At 65.4% G+C, this 20,600-nt stretch carries 20 protein-coding genes; 7 read left to right on the forward strand and 13 right to left on the reverse strand.

The features are described from left to right. Positions 1–21: 21 nt before the first annotated feature. A complete protein-coding gene (locus tag ACRARG_RS01345; protein ID WP_432688176.1) occupies positions 22–1,908 on the forward strand; it encodes a cation:proton antiporter domain-containing protein in 1,887 nt (628 codons plus the stop codon). Between the two features lie 79 nt (positions 1,909–1,987). Here ACRARG_RS01345 and cobT read toward each other — a convergent pair whose 3' ends face one another. Beyond that, entirely contained in the window at positions 1,988–3,001 is a 1,014-nt protein-coding gene (gene cobT / locus ACRARG_RS01350) for a nicotinate-nucleotide--dimethylbenzimidazole phosphoribosyltransferase (protein ID WP_432688177.1), read from the reverse strand. A gap of 64 nt (positions 3,002–3,065) precedes the next feature. Here cobT and cobS point away from each other — a divergent pair, with 64 nt between their 5' ends. Next, positions 3,066–3,812, forward strand: coding sequence for an adenosylcobinamide-GDP ribazoletransferase (gene cobS / locus ACRARG_RS01355; RefSeq protein ID WP_432688178.1), 747 nt, complete (start codon positions 3,066–3,068; stop codon positions 3,810–3,812). A 143-nt stretch (positions 3,813–3,955) separates the two neighbouring features. Here the strand turns inward: cobS and ACRARG_RS01360 are convergent, their stop codons facing one another. From ACRARG_RS01360 to ACRARG_RS01380, 5 genes are all read right to left on the reverse strand, one after another. After that, positions 3,956–4,465 carry a CarD family transcriptional regulator gene (locus ACRARG_RS01360; protein ID WP_432688179.1) on the reverse strand — a complete coding sequence of 170 codons (510 nt, stop codon included), beginning with the start codon at positions 4,463–4,465 and terminating at the stop codon, positions 3,956–3,958. A 243-nt stretch (positions 4,466–4,708) separates the two neighbouring features. After that, positions 4,709–5,047: a ferredoxin FdxA gene (gene fdxA, locus ACRARG_RS01365; protein ID WP_432688180.1), complete on the reverse strand. Its 339-nt coding sequence runs from the start codon at positions 5,045–5,047 to the stop codon at positions 4,709–4,711. A 68-nt stretch (positions 5,048–5,115) separates the two neighbouring features. Next, entirely contained in the window at positions 5,116–5,502 is a 387-nt protein-coding gene (locus ACRARG_RS01370) for an Hsp15 family ribosome-associated heat shock protein (RefSeq protein ID WP_432688181.1), read from the reverse strand. Positions 5,503–5,511: 9 nt separating this feature from the next. Beyond that, on the reverse strand, positions 5,512–8,574 hold the full coding sequence (locus tag ACRARG_RS01375) for a helicase-related protein (protein ID WP_432688182.1): 3,063 nt from the start codon (positions 8,572–8,574) through the stop codon (positions 5,512–5,514). 26 nt (positions 8,575–8,600) lie between these two features. Then, entirely contained in the window at positions 8,601–9,092 is a 492-nt protein-coding gene (locus ACRARG_RS01380) for a tetratricopeptide repeat protein (protein WP_432688183.1), read from the reverse strand. Between the two features lie 149 nt (positions 9,093–9,241). Here ACRARG_RS01380 and ACRARG_RS01385 point away from each other — a divergent pair, with 149 nt between their 5' ends. After that, a complete protein-coding gene (locus tag ACRARG_RS01385) occupies positions 9,242–9,532 on the forward strand; it encodes an SCP2 sterol-binding domain-containing protein (RefSeq protein WP_432688184.1) in 291 nt (96 codons plus the stop codon). Positions 9,533–9,562: 30 nt separating this feature from the next. After that, the gene (locus tag ACRARG_RS01390) at positions 9,563–10,528 is read left to right on the forward strand and encodes an alpha/beta hydrolase (RefSeq protein WP_432688185.1); all 966 of its coding nucleotides are present in this window, start codon (positions 9,563–9,565) and stop codon (positions 10,526–10,528) included. Between the two features lie 49 nt (positions 10,529–10,577). Here ACRARG_RS01390 and ACRARG_RS01395 read toward each other — a convergent pair whose 3' ends face one another. The 3 genes from ACRARG_RS01395 to ACRARG_RS01405 are packed head-to-tail and all read right to left on the reverse strand — an operon-like array spanning position 10,578 to position 13,902. Continuing rightward, the gene (locus ACRARG_RS01395) at positions 10,578–11,189 is read right to left on the reverse strand and encodes a hypothetical protein (RefSeq protein ID WP_432688186.1); all 612 of its coding nucleotides are present in this window, start codon (positions 11,187–11,189) and stop codon (positions 10,578–10,580) included. Between the two features lie 9 nt (positions 11,190–11,198). After that, the gene (locus ACRARG_RS01400) at positions 11,199–13,439 is read right to left on the reverse strand and encodes a xanthine dehydrogenase family protein molybdopterin-binding subunit (RefSeq protein ID WP_432688187.1); all 2,241 of its coding nucleotides are present in this window, start codon (positions 13,437–13,439) and stop codon (positions 11,199–11,201) included. A gap of 1 nt (position 13,440) precedes the next feature. Continuing rightward, entirely contained in the window at positions 13,441–13,902 is a 462-nt protein-coding gene (locus ACRARG_RS01405) for a (2Fe-2S)-binding protein (protein ID WP_432688188.1), read from the reverse strand. Positions 13,903–14,029: 127 nt separating this feature from the next. Here ACRARG_RS01405 and ACRARG_RS01410 point away from each other — a divergent pair, with 127 nt between their 5' ends. Both ACRARG_RS01410 and ACRARG_RS01415 read left to right on the forward strand, forming a co-directional pair. Continuing rightward, positions 14,030–14,629 (forward strand): TetR/AcrR family transcriptional regulator, encoded by a 600-nt coding sequence (locus ACRARG_RS01410; protein WP_432688189.1) that lies wholly within the window; start codon positions 14,030–14,032, stop codon positions 14,627–14,629. A gap of 389 nt (positions 14,630–15,018) precedes the next feature. Further along, positions 15,019–16,290, forward strand: coding sequence for a DUF3422 family protein (locus ACRARG_RS01415; RefSeq protein WP_432688190.1), 1,272 nt, complete (start codon positions 15,019–15,021; stop codon positions 16,288–16,290). Between the two features lie 3 nt (positions 16,291–16,293). On the opposite strand, the gene ACRARG_RS01420 is transcribed toward ACRARG_RS01415, so the two are convergent. After that, on the reverse strand, positions 16,294–16,668 hold the full coding sequence (locus ACRARG_RS01420) for a VOC family protein (RefSeq protein ID WP_432688191.1): 375 nt from the start codon (positions 16,666–16,668) through the stop codon (positions 16,294–16,296). Between the two features lie 39 nt (positions 16,669–16,707). On the opposite strand from ACRARG_RS01420, the gene ACRARG_RS01425 reads away from it, so the two are divergent. Beyond that, positions 16,708–17,238: a winged helix-turn-helix transcriptional regulator gene (locus tag ACRARG_RS01425; RefSeq protein WP_432688192.1), complete on the forward strand. Its 531-nt coding sequence runs from the start codon at positions 16,708–16,710 to the stop codon at positions 17,236–17,238. 124 nt (positions 17,239–17,362) lie between these two features. Here the strand turns inward: ACRARG_RS01425 and ACRARG_RS01430 are convergent, their stop codons facing one another. Genes ACRARG_RS01430 through ACRARG_RS01440 form a run of 3 tightly spaced genes read right to left on the reverse strand, consistent with a single transcriptional unit; the run spans position 17,363 to position 20,505 of the window. Beyond that, positions 17,363–18,745: an aspartate aminotransferase family protein gene (locus ACRARG_RS01430; RefSeq protein ID WP_432688193.1), complete on the reverse strand. Its 1,383-nt coding sequence runs from the start codon at positions 18,743–18,745 to the stop codon at positions 17,363–17,365. A gap of 36 nt (positions 18,746–18,781) precedes the next feature. Then, positions 18,782–19,816, reverse strand: coding sequence for a histone deacetylase family protein (locus tag ACRARG_RS01435; RefSeq protein WP_432688194.1), 1,035 nt, complete (start codon positions 19,814–19,816; stop codon positions 18,782–18,784). Next, positions 19,813–20,505 carry a GntR family transcriptional regulator gene (locus ACRARG_RS01440; protein WP_432688195.1) on the reverse strand — a complete coding sequence of 231 codons (693 nt, stop codon included), beginning with the start codon at positions 20,503–20,505 and terminating at the stop codon, positions 19,813–19,815. Before ACRARG_RS01440 ends, ACRARG_RS01435 begins: the two co-directional genes overlap by 4 nt. Between the last annotated feature and the right edge of the window lie 95 nt (positions 20,506–20,600).

Genomic DNA, 20,600 nt, shown 5'->3' on the forward strand with positions numbered 1-20,600 from the left:
GTCGAAAGGACCCAGCCCCGAATGGAAGGCTTTCTCTACCAGGCCACGATCTACCTTGCCGCTGCCGTCATCGCGGTGCCGATCTCTGCCCGTCTGGGGTTTGGGTCGGTGCTGGGCTATCTGGCGGCCGGTATCCTGATCGGCCCCGTCTTCGGCCTTGTCGGGACGGAGACGCAGGATCTGCAGCATTTCGCGGAATTCGGCGTGGTGATGATGCTGTTCCTGATCGGGCTGGAGCTGGAGCCGAGAGCGCTCTGGGATATGCGGCACAGGTTGCTGGGGCTGGGCGGGTCGCAGGTGGTGCTGACCACCTTTGCCATCATGGCGGGCTTCATGGCCATCGGGCAGAGCTGGTCTGTGGCGCTGGCCGCCGGTCTGATCCTTGCGCTGTCCTCCACCGCCATCGTGCTGCAGACCCTGTCGGAGAAAGGGCTGATGCAGACCCCGGGCGGACGGTCGGCCTTTTCGGTGCTGCTGACGCAGGATATCGCGGTGATCCCGATGCTGGCGGGCCTGCCGCTGCTGGCTGCCCCGCTGCTGATGCGGGCCAATGAGGACGGGTCCCTGACCCGTGCCGCCGACGATCATGCGGCAGAGGCGCATCATGGCGTGTCACTGGTCGAAGGCCTGCCGGGCTGGGGCGTGACACTTGTCACGCTGGGGGCCGTGGCGGCCGTCATTCTGGTGGGGGTCTACCTGACCGCGCCCGTCTTCCGATTCATCCATGCCGCGCGCCTGCGGGAGATGTACACGGCACTCGCGCTTGGCATCGTGGTGGGCATTGCCACGCTGATGAACATGGTGGGCCTCTCGCCCGCGCTTGGCACCTTTCTGGCGGGTGTGGTTCTGGCGAACTCCGAATTCAAGCATGAGCTGGAAAGCGATATCGAGCCGTTCAAGGGCCTGTTGCTGGGGCTTTTCTTCATCACCGTGGGCGCGGGGATCAACTTTTCTGTGCTCTTCCGGGATCCTGTGACGATCCTCGGCATGGCCTTCGGGCTGATGCTGATCAAGGGGCTGGTGCTGTTTGTGATCGGGCGGATTTCCGGGCTGAAGCGGCGGCGGCTGATGCTGTTCACCCTGTCGCTGGCGCAGGCGGGGGAATTTGGCTTTGTGCTGCTCTCGTTCTCCGGCCAGCTGAACGTGCTGCCCGCCGCGCTGAGCGAGCAGCTGCTGCTGGTCATCGCGCTGACGATGCTGATCACACCGCTGCTCTTCCTGCTTTATGACTACCTGTCCAAGAAAATGGGCGAGCCGGGCGTGGGCGAGGAACGTGAAGCCGACGATATCGACGAGGAAGGCCCGGTCATCATCGCGGGTATCGGGCGGTTTGGTCAGATCGTGAACCGGCTGGTGCAGTCATCGGGCGTGAAGACGGTTGTTCTGGACCACGATATGGAGACGATCGAGGTCATGCGACGTTTTGGCTTCAAGGGCTATTTTGGCGACCCGACCCGCCCCGATATCCTGCGGGCGGCTGGGCTCGACTCCGCGCGTGTGCTGGTCGCCGCGATGGACAGCCCCGAAAGCGTGACGGAGCTGGTCCGCTATGCCCGCAAACAGCGGCCGGAGCTGCATATCGTCGCCCGGGCGCATGACCGGCGGCATGTCTATGCGCTCTATCAGGCCGGGGCGGATGATATCGTGCGGGAGACCTTCGACAGCTCCCTGCGCGCAGGCCGCTATGTTTTGGAGAACACCGGCTTCTCCGAATACGAGGCGGCAAAGATGGAAGAGACCTTCTACCATCACGACCGGGAGACGGTGCGGGAACTGGCCGAGCTCTGGGATCCGAATGTGCCGGGCGATCAGAACCCGGAATATGTCGCCCGTGCGAAGGAGCTGGAGAAGGATCTGGAAGTGGCGCTGCAGTCGCTCTTGCACAAAGACGAGGATGAGGCAGCTTAGGGCGGGCGCTGGATTTCGCTGCGTCCTTTCCAGAGACACGGGACACCTGCCCCGCCCCGAGGGGGACCGTGGTCAGCCCTTAGCCCGCGCTCACCCCGGCCTCTGCAAAGGTCGCCATGCCGGAATGGCAGGCGATCGCCCCTTTCAGCACGCCAAGCGCCAGCGCCGCACCGGACCCTTCGCCCAGACGCAGGCCCAGTGACAGCAGCGGCTCCTTGCCGAGCTTGGCGAGAAGCGCGGGATGGGCGGCCTCGGCGCTGACATGGCCCGCGACGCAATGGTCCAGCGCATCCGGTGAGACAGAGCGCAGGCAGGCCGCCGCCGAACAGCAGATGAACCCGTCGAGGATCACCGGGATACGTTCCGCCCTCGCCCGCAGGATGGCACCCGCCATGGCCGCGATCTCCCGCCCGCCGAGGCAGCGCAGAACGTCGAGCCCGTCGCGGGCCTCGGCATGAAGCGCCACGCCCTCCGCCACCACCGACGCCTTGAGCGCCAGGCCCGTGTCATCGACCCCGGTGCCGCGCCCGGTCCAGTCGGTCGCCGCCCCGCCATAAAGCGCCAGCGCGATGGCGGCAGCGGGGGTGGTATTGCCGATCCCCATCTCTCCGGTCACGAAGACATCCGCCTTTGGGTCGACGGCATCCCAGCCCGTGGCAAGGGCTGTCAGCAGCTCTGCCTCCGTCATCGCGGGGCTTTTGGTGAAATCCTGCGTCGGGCGGTCAAGCTCCAGCGCATGCACATCCATTTTGGCCCCGAAGGCCTTGGAGAGCTGGTTGATCGCGGCGCCGCCTGCTTCGAAATTGGCGACCATCTGCACCGTGACCTCCGGCGGGAAGGCGGAGACGCCACGCGCCGCGACGCCGTGGTTGCCGGCAAAGATCACCACCTGCGGCGCCTGCATCTGGGGGCGTCCGGTGCCCTGCCAGCCGGCGACCCAGCGGGCGATCTCCTCCAGCCGGCCAAGGGCGGCGGGGGGTTTGGTCAGTTGCATGTTACGCTCTTCTGCGGCGGCTATGGCCCCGGCATCGGGCGCGGGGAGCGTCGCCAGAAGGTTGCGGTAATCGGCAAGGGTGGCGGGCGCGCGTGACATGGCGTTCTCCGTTGAACTGTCGGGTCCTGCGGTGTCTAAAGCATGGTGCAACAGGAGCAAGACCATGACGCCCGTCCTTGCACGGACCAGAGACGACATCTGCACTGCGCTCTCGCTGCTCACGCGCCTGCCTGTGCCCGCGCATGGCTATCGCGGGGCGGCGGCCAGCTGGGCCTGGCCACTGGCGGGGCTGGTGCTGGCGGTGCTGGCGGCTTTCGCCGGGAGTGTGGTTCTGGCGTTTGGCCTGCCCGCGGGTGGTGCGGCGGTGGTGGTTCTGGCCGTGCAGGTCATGACGACGGGCGGGATGCATGAGGACGGGCTGGCAGATACGGCGGACGGGCTCTGGGGCGGGCAGACGCGGGAACGGCGGCTGGAGATCATGCGCGACAGCCGGATCGGCTCTTACGGGGTGATCGCTTTGGTGTTGGGGCTGCTGACGCGGTGGTATGCGGTGACGGGGCTGCTGGCGGTTGGCGGCCACTGGGGCGCGCTGATCGCGGCGGCAGTGCTGTCGCGCGGGGTGCTGCCGCTGATCATGCAGGGCATGGCACCTGCCCGGACGGACGGGCTGTCAAAGGGCACGGGGCGGCCCGGGCGGATGCAGGCTGCGCTGGCGGGCGGGATCGCCTGTGTGATTGCTGTTCTGGCGCTTGGCAGCGGTGTTTTCGCGGCGATGCTTGTCGGCGGCATTCTGGCGCTGTTGGTCGTGTCTGCGGCGCAAAAGCGGATCGGCGGGCAGACCGGCGATATCCTTGGCGCGGTGCAGCAGTTGGTGGAGATCGGGGTGCTGTTTACGCTGATCGGGGCGTAAAGTTCGGACCTGGGAGCGGAGCCGTGTATCGACGGACCTTGGCCCGGCCATGTGCGGCGGTCCGATGCCTCGGATCCGCCCCCGCCAAGGAAAAGGCCGCCCCGGTTGCCCGGAACGGCCTTCTTATCAGTCAGGTCCGGAGATCACGCAGCGCGGGAGACCAGAACCTCGTCCACCTTGCGGGCGGCATCCACCTCATCGGCACCGGAAACGGCGGCGACTTCACGGGTCAGACGCTCCAGCGCGGCTTCGTAGAGCTGACGCTCCGAATAGGACTGTTCGCGCTGATCATCGCTGCGGTGCAGGTCGCGCACGACCTCCGCAATGGAAATCAGGTCACCGGAATTGATCTTCTGCTCATATTCCTGGGCGCGACGCGACCACATGGCGCGCTTCACCTTGGCCTTACCCTTGAGGGTAGTCATGGCCTTGGACACGACGTCGGGGGTAGAGAGCGAACGCATGCCCACTTCGGCGGCCTTGTTGGTCGGCACGCGCAGGGTCATCTTGTCCTTCTCGAAGGAGATGACGAAGAGCTCGAGCGAGAGCCCCGCGATCTCCTGGCTTTCGATAGACACGATCTGGCCGACCCCATGCGCCGGGTAAACAACATAGTCGTTCGGGCTGAATTCGGCTTTTTTCGTCTTGGTCATAGTTTGATCCTCACAAGGCCCCCCATACCAACAGGCGACAGTTTATCGGGCGATGCCTTGCGGCATCGTCCGGACCGGCGATTGCTGTCAGTATGTGTCGCAGCGGGTGGCAGCATCCGCTACTTGGGGGCAGGCAGTCTTCATCATAGGTATCGGCAGTTATACCACGAATCAGCCCGAATCGGAAGGGTCATGTCGCACTGCGGCGGCATGTCGCCCGGGTTCAACCCTGATGACCTAACGTCAGCCGCCTTCGCCCGGCTTTTCGCTGAAGTACTTCTCAAGTTTGCCGGATTCGCCGTCGCGGTCCTCTGCTTCGGGCAGCGGATCCTTGCGGGTGATGATGACCGGCCAGAGTTCGGAATACTTGCGATTGAACTCCACCCACTTCTCCATATCCGGCTCCGTATCGGGGCGGATGGCATCGGCGGGGCATTCGGGTTCGCAGACACCGCAGTCGATGCATTCGTCAGGGTGGATCACCAGCATATTCTCACCCTCGTAGAAGCAGTCCACGGGGCAGACCTCCACGCAATCGGTGTATTTGCAGGCAATGCAGTTGTCATTGACGATGTAGGTCATGCGGACTCCGCTCGGATCTTCGGGGGCGTTTCACCCTTGTTCCGGCTTAGCTAACGCGCTGGAAAAGATCATTCAAGCGCATCATTGCCCTGCTTGGCACGATCAAGATCGAGTTTCCTGCGATCCCGCTTCGTGGGGCGAGAATTGCCTTCCAGACGGGCAATGGGCGGGATTTCCTTCTCCTGCACGGGGGTCATATCCTCGTAGAGGCTCTGCGCCTCTGTCGCGGGGCCGCGCCGGGTCGCGGGGGCGAGGATCCGCACCACCCGGATCCGGTCGCCCTGCGGGAAGGTCAGCACATCGCCGGCATGGACTGCATGGGCCGGTTTCCCAGCGCGCTGGCCGTTGACGCGGACATGCCCCCCGGTGACGAGGGCTGCGGCAAGGCTGCGGCTTTTCACGAACCGCGCCTGCCAGAGCCACTTGTCCAGCCGGAATTTGGGGGCGCTTTCCACGCGGCCCGCTCAGTCGGTCTTGAGACCCTTCAGCGCGGCGGCGAAGGGATTGTCGGGATCGATGGCCTTTTCCTTGCGGGCGGGACGGGATTCGTAGGTCTTGGGGCCACGATCGCGGTCGGGGCGGTCGCCGCCCTTGCCCTTGCGCGGGCCCTTGCCGCCCTTGCGGTCGCCACCCTTGCGGTCGCCGCGCTCGCCCTTGTCGCCCCGGTCCTGACGGGGGCCACGCCCCTGCCCCTGACCTTGGCCCTGCCCGCCTTCGGCGCCACGCGCATGACGGTCGCCGCCGCGGCCGCGCCGCTCGGTATTGCGATTGCCACGGCCACCCCATGTGAAGGTGTAGAAGACCTCTGTCGTGGGGCCCTCGGCGGTCGGGGCGGCAGGTGCGGCACCGGCGTCGGCCTGATCGGTCTCTGCCACGATGAAGGGGCCGTCCTGCACCTCTGCCGGGGCATTCGGGGCCTCGGGTTCCGGCGTGGTGGCTTCTGCGATGACTTCTTCGGTCGAGAGGCCCGCGGTCGTCTCTTCGGCTTCCAGCTTCTCCGGGGCGCCATCGGGGGAAACGCCCTCGACTGCGGGTTCCGAAGGCTCCGCCGTCATGGCGCTGCCGTCGTCGGGCGTCACAGCGGCGGCGGTGTCCAGAGCCGCGGCGTCGTCGGGCGTGCCTGAGGTTTCCGTCACGGTTTCAGCCGGTTTGGCCTTCTCCCGCTCGCCCTTCTCGGCCTTGTAACCCAGACCGGTCATCAGGTCTGCGAACTGGTCCAGCGTCATGCCGGTGATCGAGAGCATATCGGCCTTGGCCTCGAATCCGCCCCGGCTGTCCTCGCCGCGCAGCATGTCGGCCAGACGTTCCAGCATGTCGATGCGGATCGCCCGTTCGCCTGCGGTTCGGTAGCCCGACATGGTGTCATAGCCCTGCGGCGCGGTGCCATCTGCGGGTACGGTCACCAGCCCCGGCGGCGGCGCCTCGGGGAATTCGTCCAGCCCCTGCGCCAGCGACCAGAGCACCAGCCGCAGACGGGTCGGCGCGGGCTTCAGCAGCAGTGGCATGAAAATGGTGAACTGGCCGAACCGGACGCCATGCTTGCGCAGCGCGCCACGGGCGTCCTGATCCAGCTGCTTGACCTCGTCGGCCACGGACTGGCGCGGGATGATGCCGAGGTTTTCGACCAGCCGGAAGGCAAAGCCGCGGGCCAGACCGGTCATGGCCTCATCCCGGCTCATCGCCAGCAGCGGCTCGAAAAGCGCCGCAACCTTGCGGTCAATGAAATGCTGCAGGCGACGCTGGACCTTCTGGGCCACGTCCTCCCCGGCCTCGTCATCGACAAAGACCTTTACGCCGGGCTTCAGCGGCTCGGATCCGGCGACCAGCTTGCCAACCGCCTGCTCGCCCCACATGAGGCCGCCCTGTTCGGTGAAGTCGATCTCCGTATCCGGCGCATTGTAGAACCGGTCCGCCCGCAGGTGGAAATGCGGTGTCAGCGCCTGCAAGGCCGCGCGGGAGATCGTCTTGGCCTCCTCGCCGCTCGCCTGGGCATCCTGACGGAATCGGAAGCCTTCCAGACGGCCGACGAATTCGCCTTCGACCGTCACATCACCGGTATCGCTTACTTCGGCCAAAAGGGCCTCCTTCTGCTTGAGCCGCCGCAGGAGCACGCTGGTGCGCCGGTCCACAAATCTCTGGGTCAGGCGCTCATGGAGGGCATCCGACAGGCGGTCTTCTACCGCGCGAGTCGTGTCACGCCAATGGTTTTCGTCATCGAGCCATGCCCTTCTCTGCGCGACATAGGTCCAGGTGCGGATGAAGGACAGCCGTTTGGACAGGGTGTCGATGTCGCCATCGGTGCGGTCGATGCGTTTGATCTGCCGCGCCATCCAGTCGTCAGGCACCCGGCCCGACTGGTGCAGGAAGGCGAAGATCTGGGTCAGCAGGCTGGCATGTTCGGCATGGCTGATCCCCCTGAAATCAGGGATGCGGCAGACATCCCAGAGCAGGCGGACCGACTCGGCCGAGCTGGCCCGGGCGCGGGTTTCGGCATCCGCCGCGAGGGTGCGCAGGGCCATCAGATCGTCGGCCTCCCGGGCGCGGACGAGCCCCTCCTGCCGGGGCGGTTCTTCCAGAGAGGCGATGAGGCTTTCGGGGCTGCCGAAATTCAGGGCGGAATTCCGCCATTGCAGATGCCGGATCGGGGCGAAGCGATGGTCCATGATCGCCTGCGCCACCTCCTCGTCCAGCGGCGGTGCTTCGCCAGTGACACCGAAGGTGCCGTCGGACATGCCGCGCCCGGCCCGGCCCGCGATCTGGGCCAGCTCGTTGGGCATCAGCTCCCGCATGCGGCGGCCGTCGAATTTGGTGAGGGACGAAAAGGCGACGTGGTTGATGTCGAGGTTCAGCCCCATCCCGATGGCATCCGTGGCGACCAGATAATCGACATCGCCATTCTGGTAGAGCGCCACCTGCGCGTTCCGCGTCCGGGGGGAGAGCGCGCCCATGACCACGGCCGCGCCGCCCTTCTGGCGGCGGATCAGCTCTGCAATGGCATATACATTATCAACCGAAAATCCGACGATCGCGCTGCGGGCAGGCATCCGGCTTATCTTTTTCGAACCTGCGTAGCTGAGATGGGACATCCGCTCCCGCCGGATGAACTGCGCCTCCGGCACCACCTCCGCGATCTTGCCGCGCATCGTGTCGGAGCCGAGGAAGAGTGTCTCGTGCAGGCCGCGCGCGCGCAGCAGCCGGTCGGTGAAGATATGGCCACGTTCGGGATCGGCGCAGAGCTGGATTTCGTCGATGGCGAGGAAATCGGTGCCCATGCCTTCCGGCATCGCCTCTACGGTGCAGACCCAGTAGGCGGTGCGGGGCGGCACGATCCGTTCCTCCCCCGTGACAAGCGCCACGACAGAGGGGCCGCGAATGGCGACGATCTTGTCATAGACCTCCCGCGCGAGCAGGCGCAGCGGCAGGCCGATAATGCCGGTGCGGTGGCCCAGCATCCGGTCGATGGCGTAATGGGTCTTTCCGGTATTGGTCGGCCCCAGAACGGCGGCGATCCTGCCCTGCCCGGCCATGTGGTCCTGCCTTCCTGCCCGGCGGGTTAGAGCCGGGTGCCCTCGGCGCCGGTGCGCAGACGCTCGACAGCTTCCAGCGCGCGCTCATGGGTGGGATAGAACTCCAGCACCTTTTCATAGGCCGCATAGGCGCGGTCGGTCTGGTCCAGCGTCTCAAGGATGACCGCCAGCCCGAAAAGCGCGTTGAAATGGTCGGGATTCAGCGTCAGCACATGGGCGAGATCGGCCATGGCAAGGCCGTATTCCTCCTCCCTGTAGAAGGCCGTCGCGCGGCGGTGCCAGCCTTCGGCGAAATCCGGCGCATGATCGATCAGGGCAGAGAAATGGCCGATCGCGGTTTCCACATCGCCCGCCTCCAGCGCGTCCTGACCGCGGGTCAGCAGCAGGTCCATGGAGGGCGAACCGGAGCGGCGCCAGATCAGGGCAATCTCCCGCTCGATCTTTTTTGCGTCGCCCGGATCGGCGTCATGAAGCTGTTGCAGAAGCTCCGGCACACCGGAGGGCAAGTCCTGGGCCATCACGGCGGGTGACGCGAACGTCAACATTGCCGCAACGACATGTTTGGAAAAACGCATAGAGAGGCCCATAACTGTCATCGAGTGTATCGTAGCGGCAAATGGTAACTGCGGTACAGCCCCGAAGCGCGAATTCGAGAAAAGGTGAACCAATGAGCGACGTGATCGATATGGCCGTGACGGCCCTGAAGGCAAAAATGGGCGATGACAGCTTTGACGGCGTCGCCAAATTCGTGGTCGAGGGCGAAGGCGCCATCATGATCGACGGCACCGGCGTGCGCGCGGGCGATGAAGAGGCCGACGTCACCCTGACCGCCGACAAGGAGACCTTCGAGGAGATCCTGTCGGGCGAGATGAACCCGACCTCGGCCTTCATGAGCGGTAAACTTTCCGTTGACGGCGACATGGGAAAAGCCATGGCGCTCGGGTCCGTGCTGGCCTAAACTCCGGGCCGAGCAGAAGGACCGGGACCGATGGAACAGGCACCATTTTACACTGATGTGGCAGAGGGGCCTGAGGGTGGTCAGGCGGTCTGGACCAAGGCCGAGGACGGGCTGCGTATCCGGGTTGGCTGGTGGCGTGCCACAGGTCCCGAAAAGGGCACGGTCCTGATCTTTCCGGGCCGTACCGAATATGTCGAGAAATACGGCCGCGATGCGCAGGTCCTGACGGCGGCGGGCTATGCCGTGCTGGCGATCGACTGGCGCGGACAGGGCATTGCCGACCGGATGGTGGCCAATGAACGGATCGGCCATGTCGGGCTGTTCCCCGATTATCAGAAGGATGTCGCGGCGGTCCTGAAAGTGGCGGAAGAGGCCGGGCTGCCCAAGCCCTGGCATATGCTGGGCCATTCCATGGGCGGCTGTATCGGTCTGCGTGCGGCGATGGAGGGGCTGCCGGTCGCCTCCGCCATCTTCTCCGCGCCCATGTGGGGCATCCGGCTGGCGGCGCCCACGCGTCCCGCCGCCTGGGTCCTGTCCTGGAGCGGGTCGCGGCTGGGGCTTGGCCATCTGATCGCGCCGGGCATGAGCGAAGTGCCCTACCCGCTCGGATCGGAATTCGAGACGAACCGGCTGACCTCTGACCTCGATATGTACGACTATATGCGGCGGCAGCTGACGGAACATCCTGATCTCAGCCTTGGCGGGCCGTCGCTGCACTGGCTGAACCAGTCGCTGTCAGAGATGCTGCTGCTGGCGCGGCGCCCCTCGCCTGCCCTTCCCTGCCTGACCTTCCTTGGAACCGAAGAGCAGATCGTCGATCCGGCGCGGATCCATGCGCGTATGGGGGCCTGGCCGGGCGGAGAGCTGGTGCTGCTGGAAGGCGGCCGCCACGAGGTGCTGATGGAGACGCCGGCGATCCGGGATCAGATCTTTGACCGGCTGATCCCGTTCCTGGATGAACAAGGGGCCGTGACGCCGAAGGTGCAGAGCGCCTGATTTCGCCTCGGCTTTCAACTGACATAGCGGCGCCCCGGGCCGTGATGGATCACGGACAGGGCATCCCCGCCGCGACCCATTCTGCCATATCGTCGAGATGCGATTGCAGGTCGCCCGGCGCGGGTTCCCGGTCACCGCCCGGCGCAAAGCCCCAGGTGATAAAGCCGCGCAGCTCCGCGTCATGGGTGATGTGTTCGACCAGCGCGGCGCCATCGCGGCCGCCGTTGCGTTCGGGGTCGCGCAGCTGGGCGCAGATCGCCGCGCCCTCCTTGCCAAACCAGACGAATTCCGCCGGGGCGAGCTGCCACTCCAGCCCGGTGTGCGGCGGCGCATGGGGCACCATGTTCGGGCCCGGGTCGGTCATGTGGCAGGACTGGCAGGGCAGGAATTCGGCGCCGATGCGGCTGTCTCCGGCCTGAATGTTCATGCCATGCGGACGTTCGGGGGTGAATTCCGGGCCGGACCACATGGGCGCGGCCCCGGCCTCCACATGGCAGTTGGTGCAGCGGGGATGGGTCACGACAGCTTCGATCCGCGACCAGGCGTCGAGGCCCTGCGCCTCCGACACCGTGCCTTCGGGGTGGTCGGGCACGGTCAGGCCGCCGGTTTCCGCCAATGCAGGGGTCGCAAGCAGGCCGAGGATCACGAGATAACGATACATGGCGGCCTCTCAGACGAAGGTGACGAATTTGTTGAAGGGCATCTCGCGCAGCCTTGTGCCGGTCGCGCCGAAGATGGCGCCCGCCAGCGCGGGTGCGGCAGGCGGCACGGGCGGTTCGCCCACGCCGCGCACCTTGGGCCCGCGACCGACGTTCTTCACCATGATTTCCGGCGTCTGGTAGAGCCGCATGCCTTCGTGGGCGTGGAAATTGGTCTGCTCTGCCATGCCGTCGGAATAGGTGATCTCTGCGTTCATCGCGTGGCCGAGGCCCCAGACAATCGCGCCCTGCACATGGTTCTCGAAATTCACCGGGTCGATCACGGTGCCTACGTCGAGCGCGGCATAGACCTTGTCGATTCGGATGCCCTGCGGGGTGTTCGTGACCTCCACGACCTCCGCCACGGGGACGCCGAAGGCCTCCACATAGGCGATGCCACGGCCCCTGTCGGGCCCGAGGTCGCTGCCCCAGTTGGACATCTCTCCCACCGTCTCCAGCACGCCGCGGGCGATGTCGTAATTGCAGAGCCGCAGCCGTTCCACCAGCGGGTCGGCGCCCGCGGCATGGATCAGCTCGTCGAGGAAGGCGGAGGCGAAGAACCCCTGCGAGGAGGCGCCGACCGACCGCCATGAGCTGACCGGCGCCAGCTCCGGCGCGGCATAGGCGCGGTAGCGGAAGTTCGGCACGGCAAAGGGCTGGTTCCAGCCGCCCGCCGCGATCTGCATGTCGGGGCCGAGCGACGGCTGGCCCAGACGTTTGAATTGCGAGCGGAGCGCGCTGGTGTTCACGACCTGCAGATCGAAGGTGTCGACCTGGCCGTTGCTGACAGAGCCACGCCCCCGGGCCATGCCCAGATGGCGGGGGAAGTCATGGGCGAAATCCTCCTCCCGCGTGAAGGTCAGCTTTACGGGCGTGCCGCGCATCTGGTTGCCGATCTCGGCGGCGAGGATAACGTTTTCCCATTCCAGCCGGTGGCCGAAACTGCCGCCCGCATAGAGCTGGTGGTAACGGACCTTGTCAGCATCCAGGCCGGTGACCTCCGCCACCTTCTGGCCGACAAAGCCCTGAAACTGATGCGCCACCCAGATATCGGCGCCCTCGTCGGTGACCAGAACCGTGGCGTTCAGCGGCTCCAGCGGCTGGTGGGCGACATAGGGGGCGCGGTATTCGGCCGCGATCACCTCCGCCCCGGTCAGCGCCTCGTCGACATCGCCGTCATGGCGCCATTCCTTGTCGAGCGCGTCTTCGGTAAAGCTCGCCTCCATCGTCGCCCAGTGATCGGCCATTTCCGCCGGATAGGGCGCCGGGCCCCAGTCGATCTGCAACGCCTCGGCGGCGCGGAAGGCGCGCCAGGTGTTGTCGGCGATAACGGCAAGGCCATTGGTCACCTCCAACACGTCGATCACGCCGGGCATTTCGCGGGCGGCGCTGGCGTCATAGCCGAGACGGGCGCCGCCCTGACGGGGGTTCACCTTGACGGCAGCATAGACGACACCTTCGGGGGCAAAATCGATGCCATAGCCCTGCGTGCCGGTAGATTTCGCGACAATATCCAGCCGCTGCATGGGCTGGCCGATCAGCCGCCATTCGGAGGGGTCGCGCAGGGCCACATCCGTCACCGGGTCGAGCGTCGCGGCGGTGGCGGCGAGCGCGGTATAGGGCATGGCAGTGCCATCGGGCAGGATCACCGCGCCGCTCTCCGTCCGCAACTCCGCCACCGGCACGCCGGTCTCCTGAGAGGCGGCCAGTTTCAGCGTCTCCCGCGCCGTGGCCCCGGCCGCGCGCAGCTTGTCGAAACTGTCGGGCGCGGTGGAGGAGCCTCCGGTGCCCATCAGCCCCAGCAGTTTGGTGAGGCCGGAGAAGACGCCCCGCGCCGCCTCCGCCGTGAAGGAATGGTCGCTGGTCAGGAAGGGGGCGAGGTCCTCGCCCGCGGCGGTGTTGTAATAGGCGGGCGCGGGCTGGCCGGGATCGACGCGGAACTGGCCGAGGTCCAGATCCAGCTCCTCTGCGATCAGGACGGACTGCATGTGATAAGCGCCCTGGCCCAGGTCGGTATGCGGGGTGATCAGCACGATCTCCTCCCCTGTGATCTTGACCCAGGGGGACAGCGCGGCCTCCCCCGCGCCAAGGTCGTCCTTCAGCGGATTGGCATGCGGCGTGCGGACCTTGTAGACCCCGAAGGCCACGCCGCCCGCGATGACGGCCGACCCGATCAGAAAGGTACGGCGGGCAATTTTTCCGGCGCGGCTCATCTCAGGCCTCCTTCATCTTGGAGGCGGCGGCATGGACCGCCTGACGGATCCGGGGATAGGTGCCGCAGCGGCAGAGGTTGCCGGACATGGTGGCGTCGATCTCCTCGTCGGAGGGCGCCGGGTTCTGCTCCAGCAGCCAGGCCGCCTGCATGATCTGGCCCGACTGGCAGTACCCGCATTGCGCCACCTGCGCCTCGATCCAGGCCTGCTGGACGGGATGCGGCGCCTCCGGCGTGCCAAGGCCTTCAATCGTTGTGATCTCTGCGCCCTCGGCCTCCCCGGCCGTCATCTGACAGGCGCGGACGGCGAGGCCATCGACATGCACCGTGCAGGCGCCGCATTGCGCGATGCCGCAGCCGAATTTTGTGCCGGAGAGCCCCAGCTCGTCCCGCAGGACCCAGAGCAGCGGCATCTCCGGCTCGACATCGGCTTCCCTCAGGGCACCATTAACCATGAACTCCATGCGAACCTCCCTGGGATGCGAGTCGAATTACACTCGTGAGTTTACATTTTGCAGGGCCAAGGTAAACCCGTGAGTTTACATCAGGAGGAACAGAATTTACTAACAGAGCGATGACAGCGGAGCGCCGGTGAGCAAATCAGAGGAAAAGCGCCGCCAGATCCTGATGGCCGCGACGGATGAGTTTCAGGATCATGGCTTTGACGGCGCCCGGATGGACCGGGTCGCCGACCGGGCGGGCGTGTCCAAACGCACGGTTTACAACCATTTCGACAGCAAGGAACGGCTGTTCTCGTCCATTGTCGAAAGCGCCTATGCGATTGCCGAGGAAACCCGGCGCTATGTCTTCGATCCGGAAAAGGGCCTGCGGGAGCAGTTGCTGGAGATCGGCCAGATCGAGGGGCGGCTTCTGCGCTCCGAAGAGCTGATGAAGATGGCGCGCATGGGCACCGGAGAGCTGATGCGCACGCCCGATCTGGCAGAGCGGCTGGGGCTGGGTCCGCAGCCGGAGGACTGCTATGGCGATTTCTTCCGCGCGGCGGCGGCAGCGGGACGGCTGCGCCCCGACGCGCCGGAGCTGGCGATGACGCAGTTTATCGGCATGATCAAGGCGCAGGCCTACTGGCCCGCGATCTTCACCGGCGTGCTGATCGGGCAGAATGCGCTGGACGGGATCATCGAGACAAGCGTGGACACGGTGATGGCGGCCTTTGCGGTGCCGGGGGCGTGAGGCGGCGTATCTAAGACGCCAGTCCTCCGGTCTTCGGAAATTCACGCAGCGGCGCCCTATTGGGCGGCACAATTGCCCGCCGGTTATGCCGGAGCGACGCTGGATGATCACGGTGCGACCATTCTGACGGCCCGCGACGATCTGGCGCTTCCAGCATCGTTGCAATCTGACGGCCAGCCGCCGCACGATCTGATGCAGGCATACCCTGATGCGGCGCCCGGCCAGGGGCCGCAGGGGATGCCACAGGCAGCAGGCGGACGTCCGCGTGCAACGAGATGGCGGAGACAGCTGGCGTGACCCTGCCCCCGGAAGAAACCCTGCGCAGCGCCTTTGGCGGACAGCGCGTTGTCGATATGCTGGACTGTGAACCGCTGCCAAGGATTTGCTGAATGGATACGGGCGTGCCCATGACGACGATCGACCATCCGGCCCGTGCGGCCCTTGTCGATGAGCTCCACGCGCGGCCCTTCCCGACGATCTCCGTCCCGTCAACGGCGTGGATCGTGGCGCTGCGCCCCGAGCGGCGGTCGGATCGCGACCGCAAGGCGGAACGCGCGCAGCTCGACCGGTTGATCGAGAAGGCCTGCCAGACCCCGCCCCCGCCCGAGGCCACCCACTGGATCGGTCGGCTGGGTCCGCTGACGCTGAAATGGGAGAACCACACGGAATTCGTGACCTTCCTTGTCTGGGGACCGGAGGAAAAGGAGGTACTTCGGCTGGCCGGCGATATCCTTGAGGATGCGGAGGGGATGCGCATCGCCTCTGCCCGGTTCCGGATCATGCAGGTCGATGGTGACGAGCTCGTCAAGGAGGGGCTGGTGGCTCAGCATACCGCCGACAGCCTTGCCGCCGCGCGGGTGATCGACGATCAGGCCGTGGTGGCCTGCGATTTCCGCCCTGATGCGGCGGGAGACATGCATTTCTCGGTCTTCTGCCGGACCGGGTTCGGCCCCGGGCGGACCGGGCGGCTGATCCAGCGGCTCTGCGATATCGAGACCTATCGCGCCATGGCCATGCTGGGCCTGATCCGCACGCGGGAGATGGGGGCGGAGCTGGCGCAGGCGGAGGCGAGCCTGTCCGCGGGCGTGTCACGCCTGAACGATGGCGCCTCGGATGCGGAGGAGACGCTGCAGCACCTGCTGGACGTGGCGGCGCAGCTGGAGCGGCTGGTGGCGCGGGCGAGCTTCCGGCTCTCGGCGACCAAGGCCTATGAGCGGATCGTGAATGACCGGATCGCCTCGCTGCGCGAGGTGCGGTTCCACGGGCGCCAGACCTTTGGCGAATTCATGTCGCGCCGTTTCGATCCGGCCATGCGGACGGTCGAGGCGACGGATCGCCGCCTGACCGGGCTGACCGAACGGGCACGGCGCGCGGGAGAGTTGCTCCGGACGCGGGTAGAGGTCGATCGCTCCCGCCAGAACCGGGAGCTGCTTGCGAGCATGGACCGCCGCTCGGACGAGGCTTTGCGGCTGCAACACACGGTCGAGGGGCTGTCGGTCGTCGCGATCTCTTACTATGCGGTCGGGCTGGTGCTTTACCTTGTCGGGCCGGTGCAAGAGGTGCTGCCGGTGGGCAAGCCGGTGCTGGCGGCTGTGGTGACCCCGATCGTGGTGCTGCTGACCTGGGCCGCGCTCAGACGCATCCGCAGCCGGCTGCACTGAGCCTCAGCCGCCGGTCAGATCCTGCGCCAGCATCAGCGCATTGCCGTCGGGGTCGTAGAAGGTTGCCGTGCTGACCATGCCTTCGATCACCTCTGTCGGTCCGTCGAACCGGACGCCCGCAGCCTCCAGCTCGGCGCGCGCGGGGTCAATGTCGGCCACGCCAAAGACTGGCACGGAATTCCCCGGCTGCGGATTGGCCTGTTCGCCCAGCCCGAGGGTCACGCCCTCCGTCATCGTGGCCAGTTCGCTCCAGCCCGCCTCATCGGCGTGATAGATCACCTCGAACCCCAGCATATCGGCGTACCACTTGGCACTGGCATGGCGGTCTTTGACGGATATGGCGATGGTAATCGTATTTTCGAGGGTGACGACCGGCATGGGATTCCCTTTTGATTTAAAATACAGTAACTATACTTTATGGACATTGAGCTGCTTGTCAAGATAACCGCCCGGGCGTGGTCGCTGAACATTCTGGATCGTCTTGATGCTGGCGTGCCGGGGCGACAGGCGCCGCTGCTCGCCGCCACCGGGGCCAGCCGGACGGCCTTTGGTCAGAGCCTGTCGCATCTCATTGATCTGGGCCTGCTGGAGCGAAATCCGGGGCATGGCCATCCGCTGCGGCCCGAGTTCCGGCTGACCCCCGAAGGCGTTCAGGCTGCGTTGATGGCCGGACGGGTCATGCAGGCCGGACAAGAGGCGCCTGCGCTATTACGCCGAACCTGGAGCCTGCCGATTTTGACCGTCTGTCAGCGGCCGATGTATTTCGGCGAGATACGTGGCGCCTTGCCTGCCATATCAGACCGCGCCTTGTCGCAGGGGCTGAAGCAGCTGCACGGGCAGGACTGGCTGAGACGGGAAACAGAGACGACGTGCTATCCGCCGCGTCCGGTCTATCTTGCGCTCGGCACGGGGATGGAGGTTGCGGCGGCGACTGGGCTGGTGGCCTGAGCGCCAAGGCAGGATGTTTTGGCTGAGGACTGCGATCTCAGACCCTGCGTCCATCGCCAAAAGCAAACGGCCCGCGCCTTCGGTCAGGAAGGTACGGGCCGTCCGTTTTGCGCCGTGAAAGCGCTTATTTCAGACCTTCGGCCTTGGCCCATTCGAGGGTCCGGTCAAGCGCCTTACCCAGCTTTTCCAGCAGCTCGTCAACCTGCGCCTCGGTGATGATCATCGGGGGGCAGATGCCGATCGCCTCGTAGATATTGCGGATGATCAGGCCCTCTTCGGCGGCCATCTTGGCGGCGACGGCAGCGATCTTGCCAGCAGGCTCAAAGCTCTTCTTGGTGGCCTTGTCCGCCACCAGTTCGACACCGGCGATCAGGCCGACGCCGCGCACTTCGCCCACCAGCTCATGGTCGGAGAACTTACGCAGGCCGGACTGGAACTTGTCGGCCAGGCGGGCGGCATTGCCCATCAGGTCCTCTTCCTCGATGATGGCGAGGTTTTCCAGACCCACGGCACAGGCCACCGGATGGCCACCGGCGGTAAAGCCATGGCCCAGCGTACCCAGCTGTTCGGTGTAATCGGCGATGACCTGATAGACCTCGTCCGACATCAGGATCGCGGCCAGCGGCATGTAGCTGGAGGTCAGCTGTTTGGAGGTCACGAGGATATCGGGCTTGAAGCCATAGGTCTGGCAGCCGAAGGGCTGGCCGGTGCGGCCAAAGCCGTTGATGACCTCGTCGGAGATCAGCAGGATGTCGTACTTGCGGCACAGCGCCTCGATCCCGGGCCAGTAGCCTTCGGGCGGGGTCATTACGCCACCGGCGCCCATCACGGGCTCACCGATGAAACCGGCGATGGTTTCGGGGCCTTCGGACAGGATCGTCTCTTCGGCCTCTTTCAGCAGGCGGGCGGTGAAATCAGCCTCGCTCTCGCCCTCATTGGCCCAGCGGTAGTAATGCGGGCAGGTCAGGTGGACGACGGGGATCGCGGGCAGGTCAAAACCGCGCTGGTTGCCCGGCAGACCGGTGAGAGAGCCGGAGGCGACGGTGATGCCGTGGTAGGCCTTGTTCCGGGCGAGGAATTTCTTCTTCTGCGGACGGCCCAGCATGTTGTTCATGAACCAGACGAATTTGACAACGGTGTCATTCGCCTCCGACCCGGAGTTGGTGTAGAAGACCTTGGTCAGATGTTCCGGCGTCATTTCCACCAGCTTTTCGGCCAGCAGGATGCCCGGCGCATGCGCCTTGTGGGCGAAGTTCTGGATATAGGGCAGTTCGGCCATCTGCTTGGCCGCGGCCTCCACCAGACGCGGCTGCGAAAAGCCCACGGCGACGGACCAGAGACCGGCCAGACCTTCGAGGTATTTCTTGCCCTCGCTATCGTAGACGTAGCAGCCGTCGCCCTTGGTGATGATCATGGGCCCCTGCTGCTCATGCACCCGGGCATTGGTATAGGGATGCACCTGATAGGCGATATCGGTTTCGTGCAGCGAATTGGAGCGCGTGTTCATCATGAACTCCTTAAGGGTTGGGGCCGGCGGCCCGTGTCAGAGATCTATATCCCGGCCGGTATATCCGGCGAGGAAGGCAACGAGAGAGGTCGTCAGATCGGGCGAGAGATATCCGCCCTCCTGGACCAGAACAGTCGGCAGTCCGGCAGATGAAATCATGCTGCCAGCACGTTTGAAGCCGTCGAAGGTAACTTTCAACCCCTGCAGGGGGTCATTTTCATGCGCGTCAAGCCCGAGGCTGACAACGAGCGCATCAGGCTTGAACTCGGCGACGCGGTCAAGCCCGGAAGCGACAGCATCGCACCAGCCGTCGTCTCCGGTGCTCTGTGCAAGCGGGATATTCAGATTGTAGCCCGCGCCCGCGCCCCTGCCCGTTTCGTGATCGTAGCCGACATAGAACGGGTAATAGGTTTCGGGCGTCGCATGGACCGAGACGAAGAGCACATCGTCGCGTTCGTAAAAGATGTCCTGCGTGCCATTGCCATGGTGGACGTCGATATCCAGCACGGCGACCTTCGCATGGGTGCCGCGCAGCGTCTCCGCCGCGACGGCGGCACAGTTCAGCATGCAGTGGCCCGCGACCACATCGGCAGAGCTGTGATGCCCCGGCGGACGGCAGAGCGCATAGGCCACGCTGTCGCCCTCCAGCACGGCCTTGGCCGCATCATGGGCGGCGGCGGCAGCGCCCAGCGTCGCCTGCCAGCTGTGTTCACCCAGCGGGGCGGAGGTATCGCCCATATGCCAGCCCGCCTTGCCGACGATATGCTTGGGGTAAGTTTTCTCCGAATTCAGCGCATGGACATTGGGCACGACCTCCGGCCCCGAGGGCGGCAGCTTTTTCCACTCCGCCCAGCCGGTTTCGAGGAAATCCAGCAGCTCCTTTGTATGCACCTTTTCCAGCAGCTCGCGCGGTATCGGGCCGGGTTCGGTCACCGGCAGGTCCAGCCGGTCCAGCCCCGCCAGAAGCAGCCGGGCGCGTTCGGCCTGTTCGGCATTGCGCGCCATGGTGCCGAGGTAGAGGCGGAAGATCGGGTCATGCGCCTCTGTCGATTTGGCGTAGTAGCATTTCATGAGGGGCTGACCTCCTGCTGGTCGAGAAAATGCTGCGTCACCATGTCTTTGGCGACGCGGATATGGAAGTCGATGGCCCCTGCGGCGCGGTCGGCATCACGGGCGACAATCGCCTCCACAATGGGTTCGTGGGTTTCAGCCATGCGATGCGGATCGTCATAGAGGCGACCAATCACCAGCAGGCCCAGCTTGGTCTCATTGGCGATCTGGTCGAAGACCTGCAGGAACCGGTGATTGCCAGAGCCTTCGCAGATCAGCCGGTGGAACTGCATGTCGGCGCTGACATGGGCCATCATATCGGCGCCTTCGTCTGCCAGCCGGTAAAGCTCTGCCACCTGCGCCTGCAAGGCCGGAAGCGCGGCCTCTGCATTGGTCTCTGCCAGCCGCCGGATCGCCGCCGTCTCCAGCACGATGCGCAGCTCGTAGAGGTTCGACACCGACTCGGCCGAGATCACCTGCACGAAAAATCCGCGATTGGCGCGATATTCGACAAGGCCGGAGCTTTCCAGCAGCCTGAGCGCCTCTCTCACCGGGGCGCGGCTCAGGTCCATCTGTTTAGCAATGGTGGATTCGGCCAGATGTTCGCCCGGACCGATGCTGCCCGACAGGATCGCGCCCACCAGCGTGTCGGCCACGCGATCCACCAGCCCGTCGCGGCTGAGCGGCAGGAAAGGATGGCCTTCAGGCAAGGATGACGCCTCCGGGTTCAGTCACTGATCATTGTTCCGGCACATGTGATTTTTGATTATCTGATGATTTGTCGTCTGTCGACAATCTTCTTGAC

Origin of the sequence: Pseudooceanicola profundi, from assembly GCF_050897955.1 — a bacterium.
In the GTDB taxonomy this organism is placed as follows: domain Bacteria; phylum Pseudomonadota; class Alphaproteobacteria; order Rhodobacterales; family Rhodobacteraceae; genus Pseudooceanicola.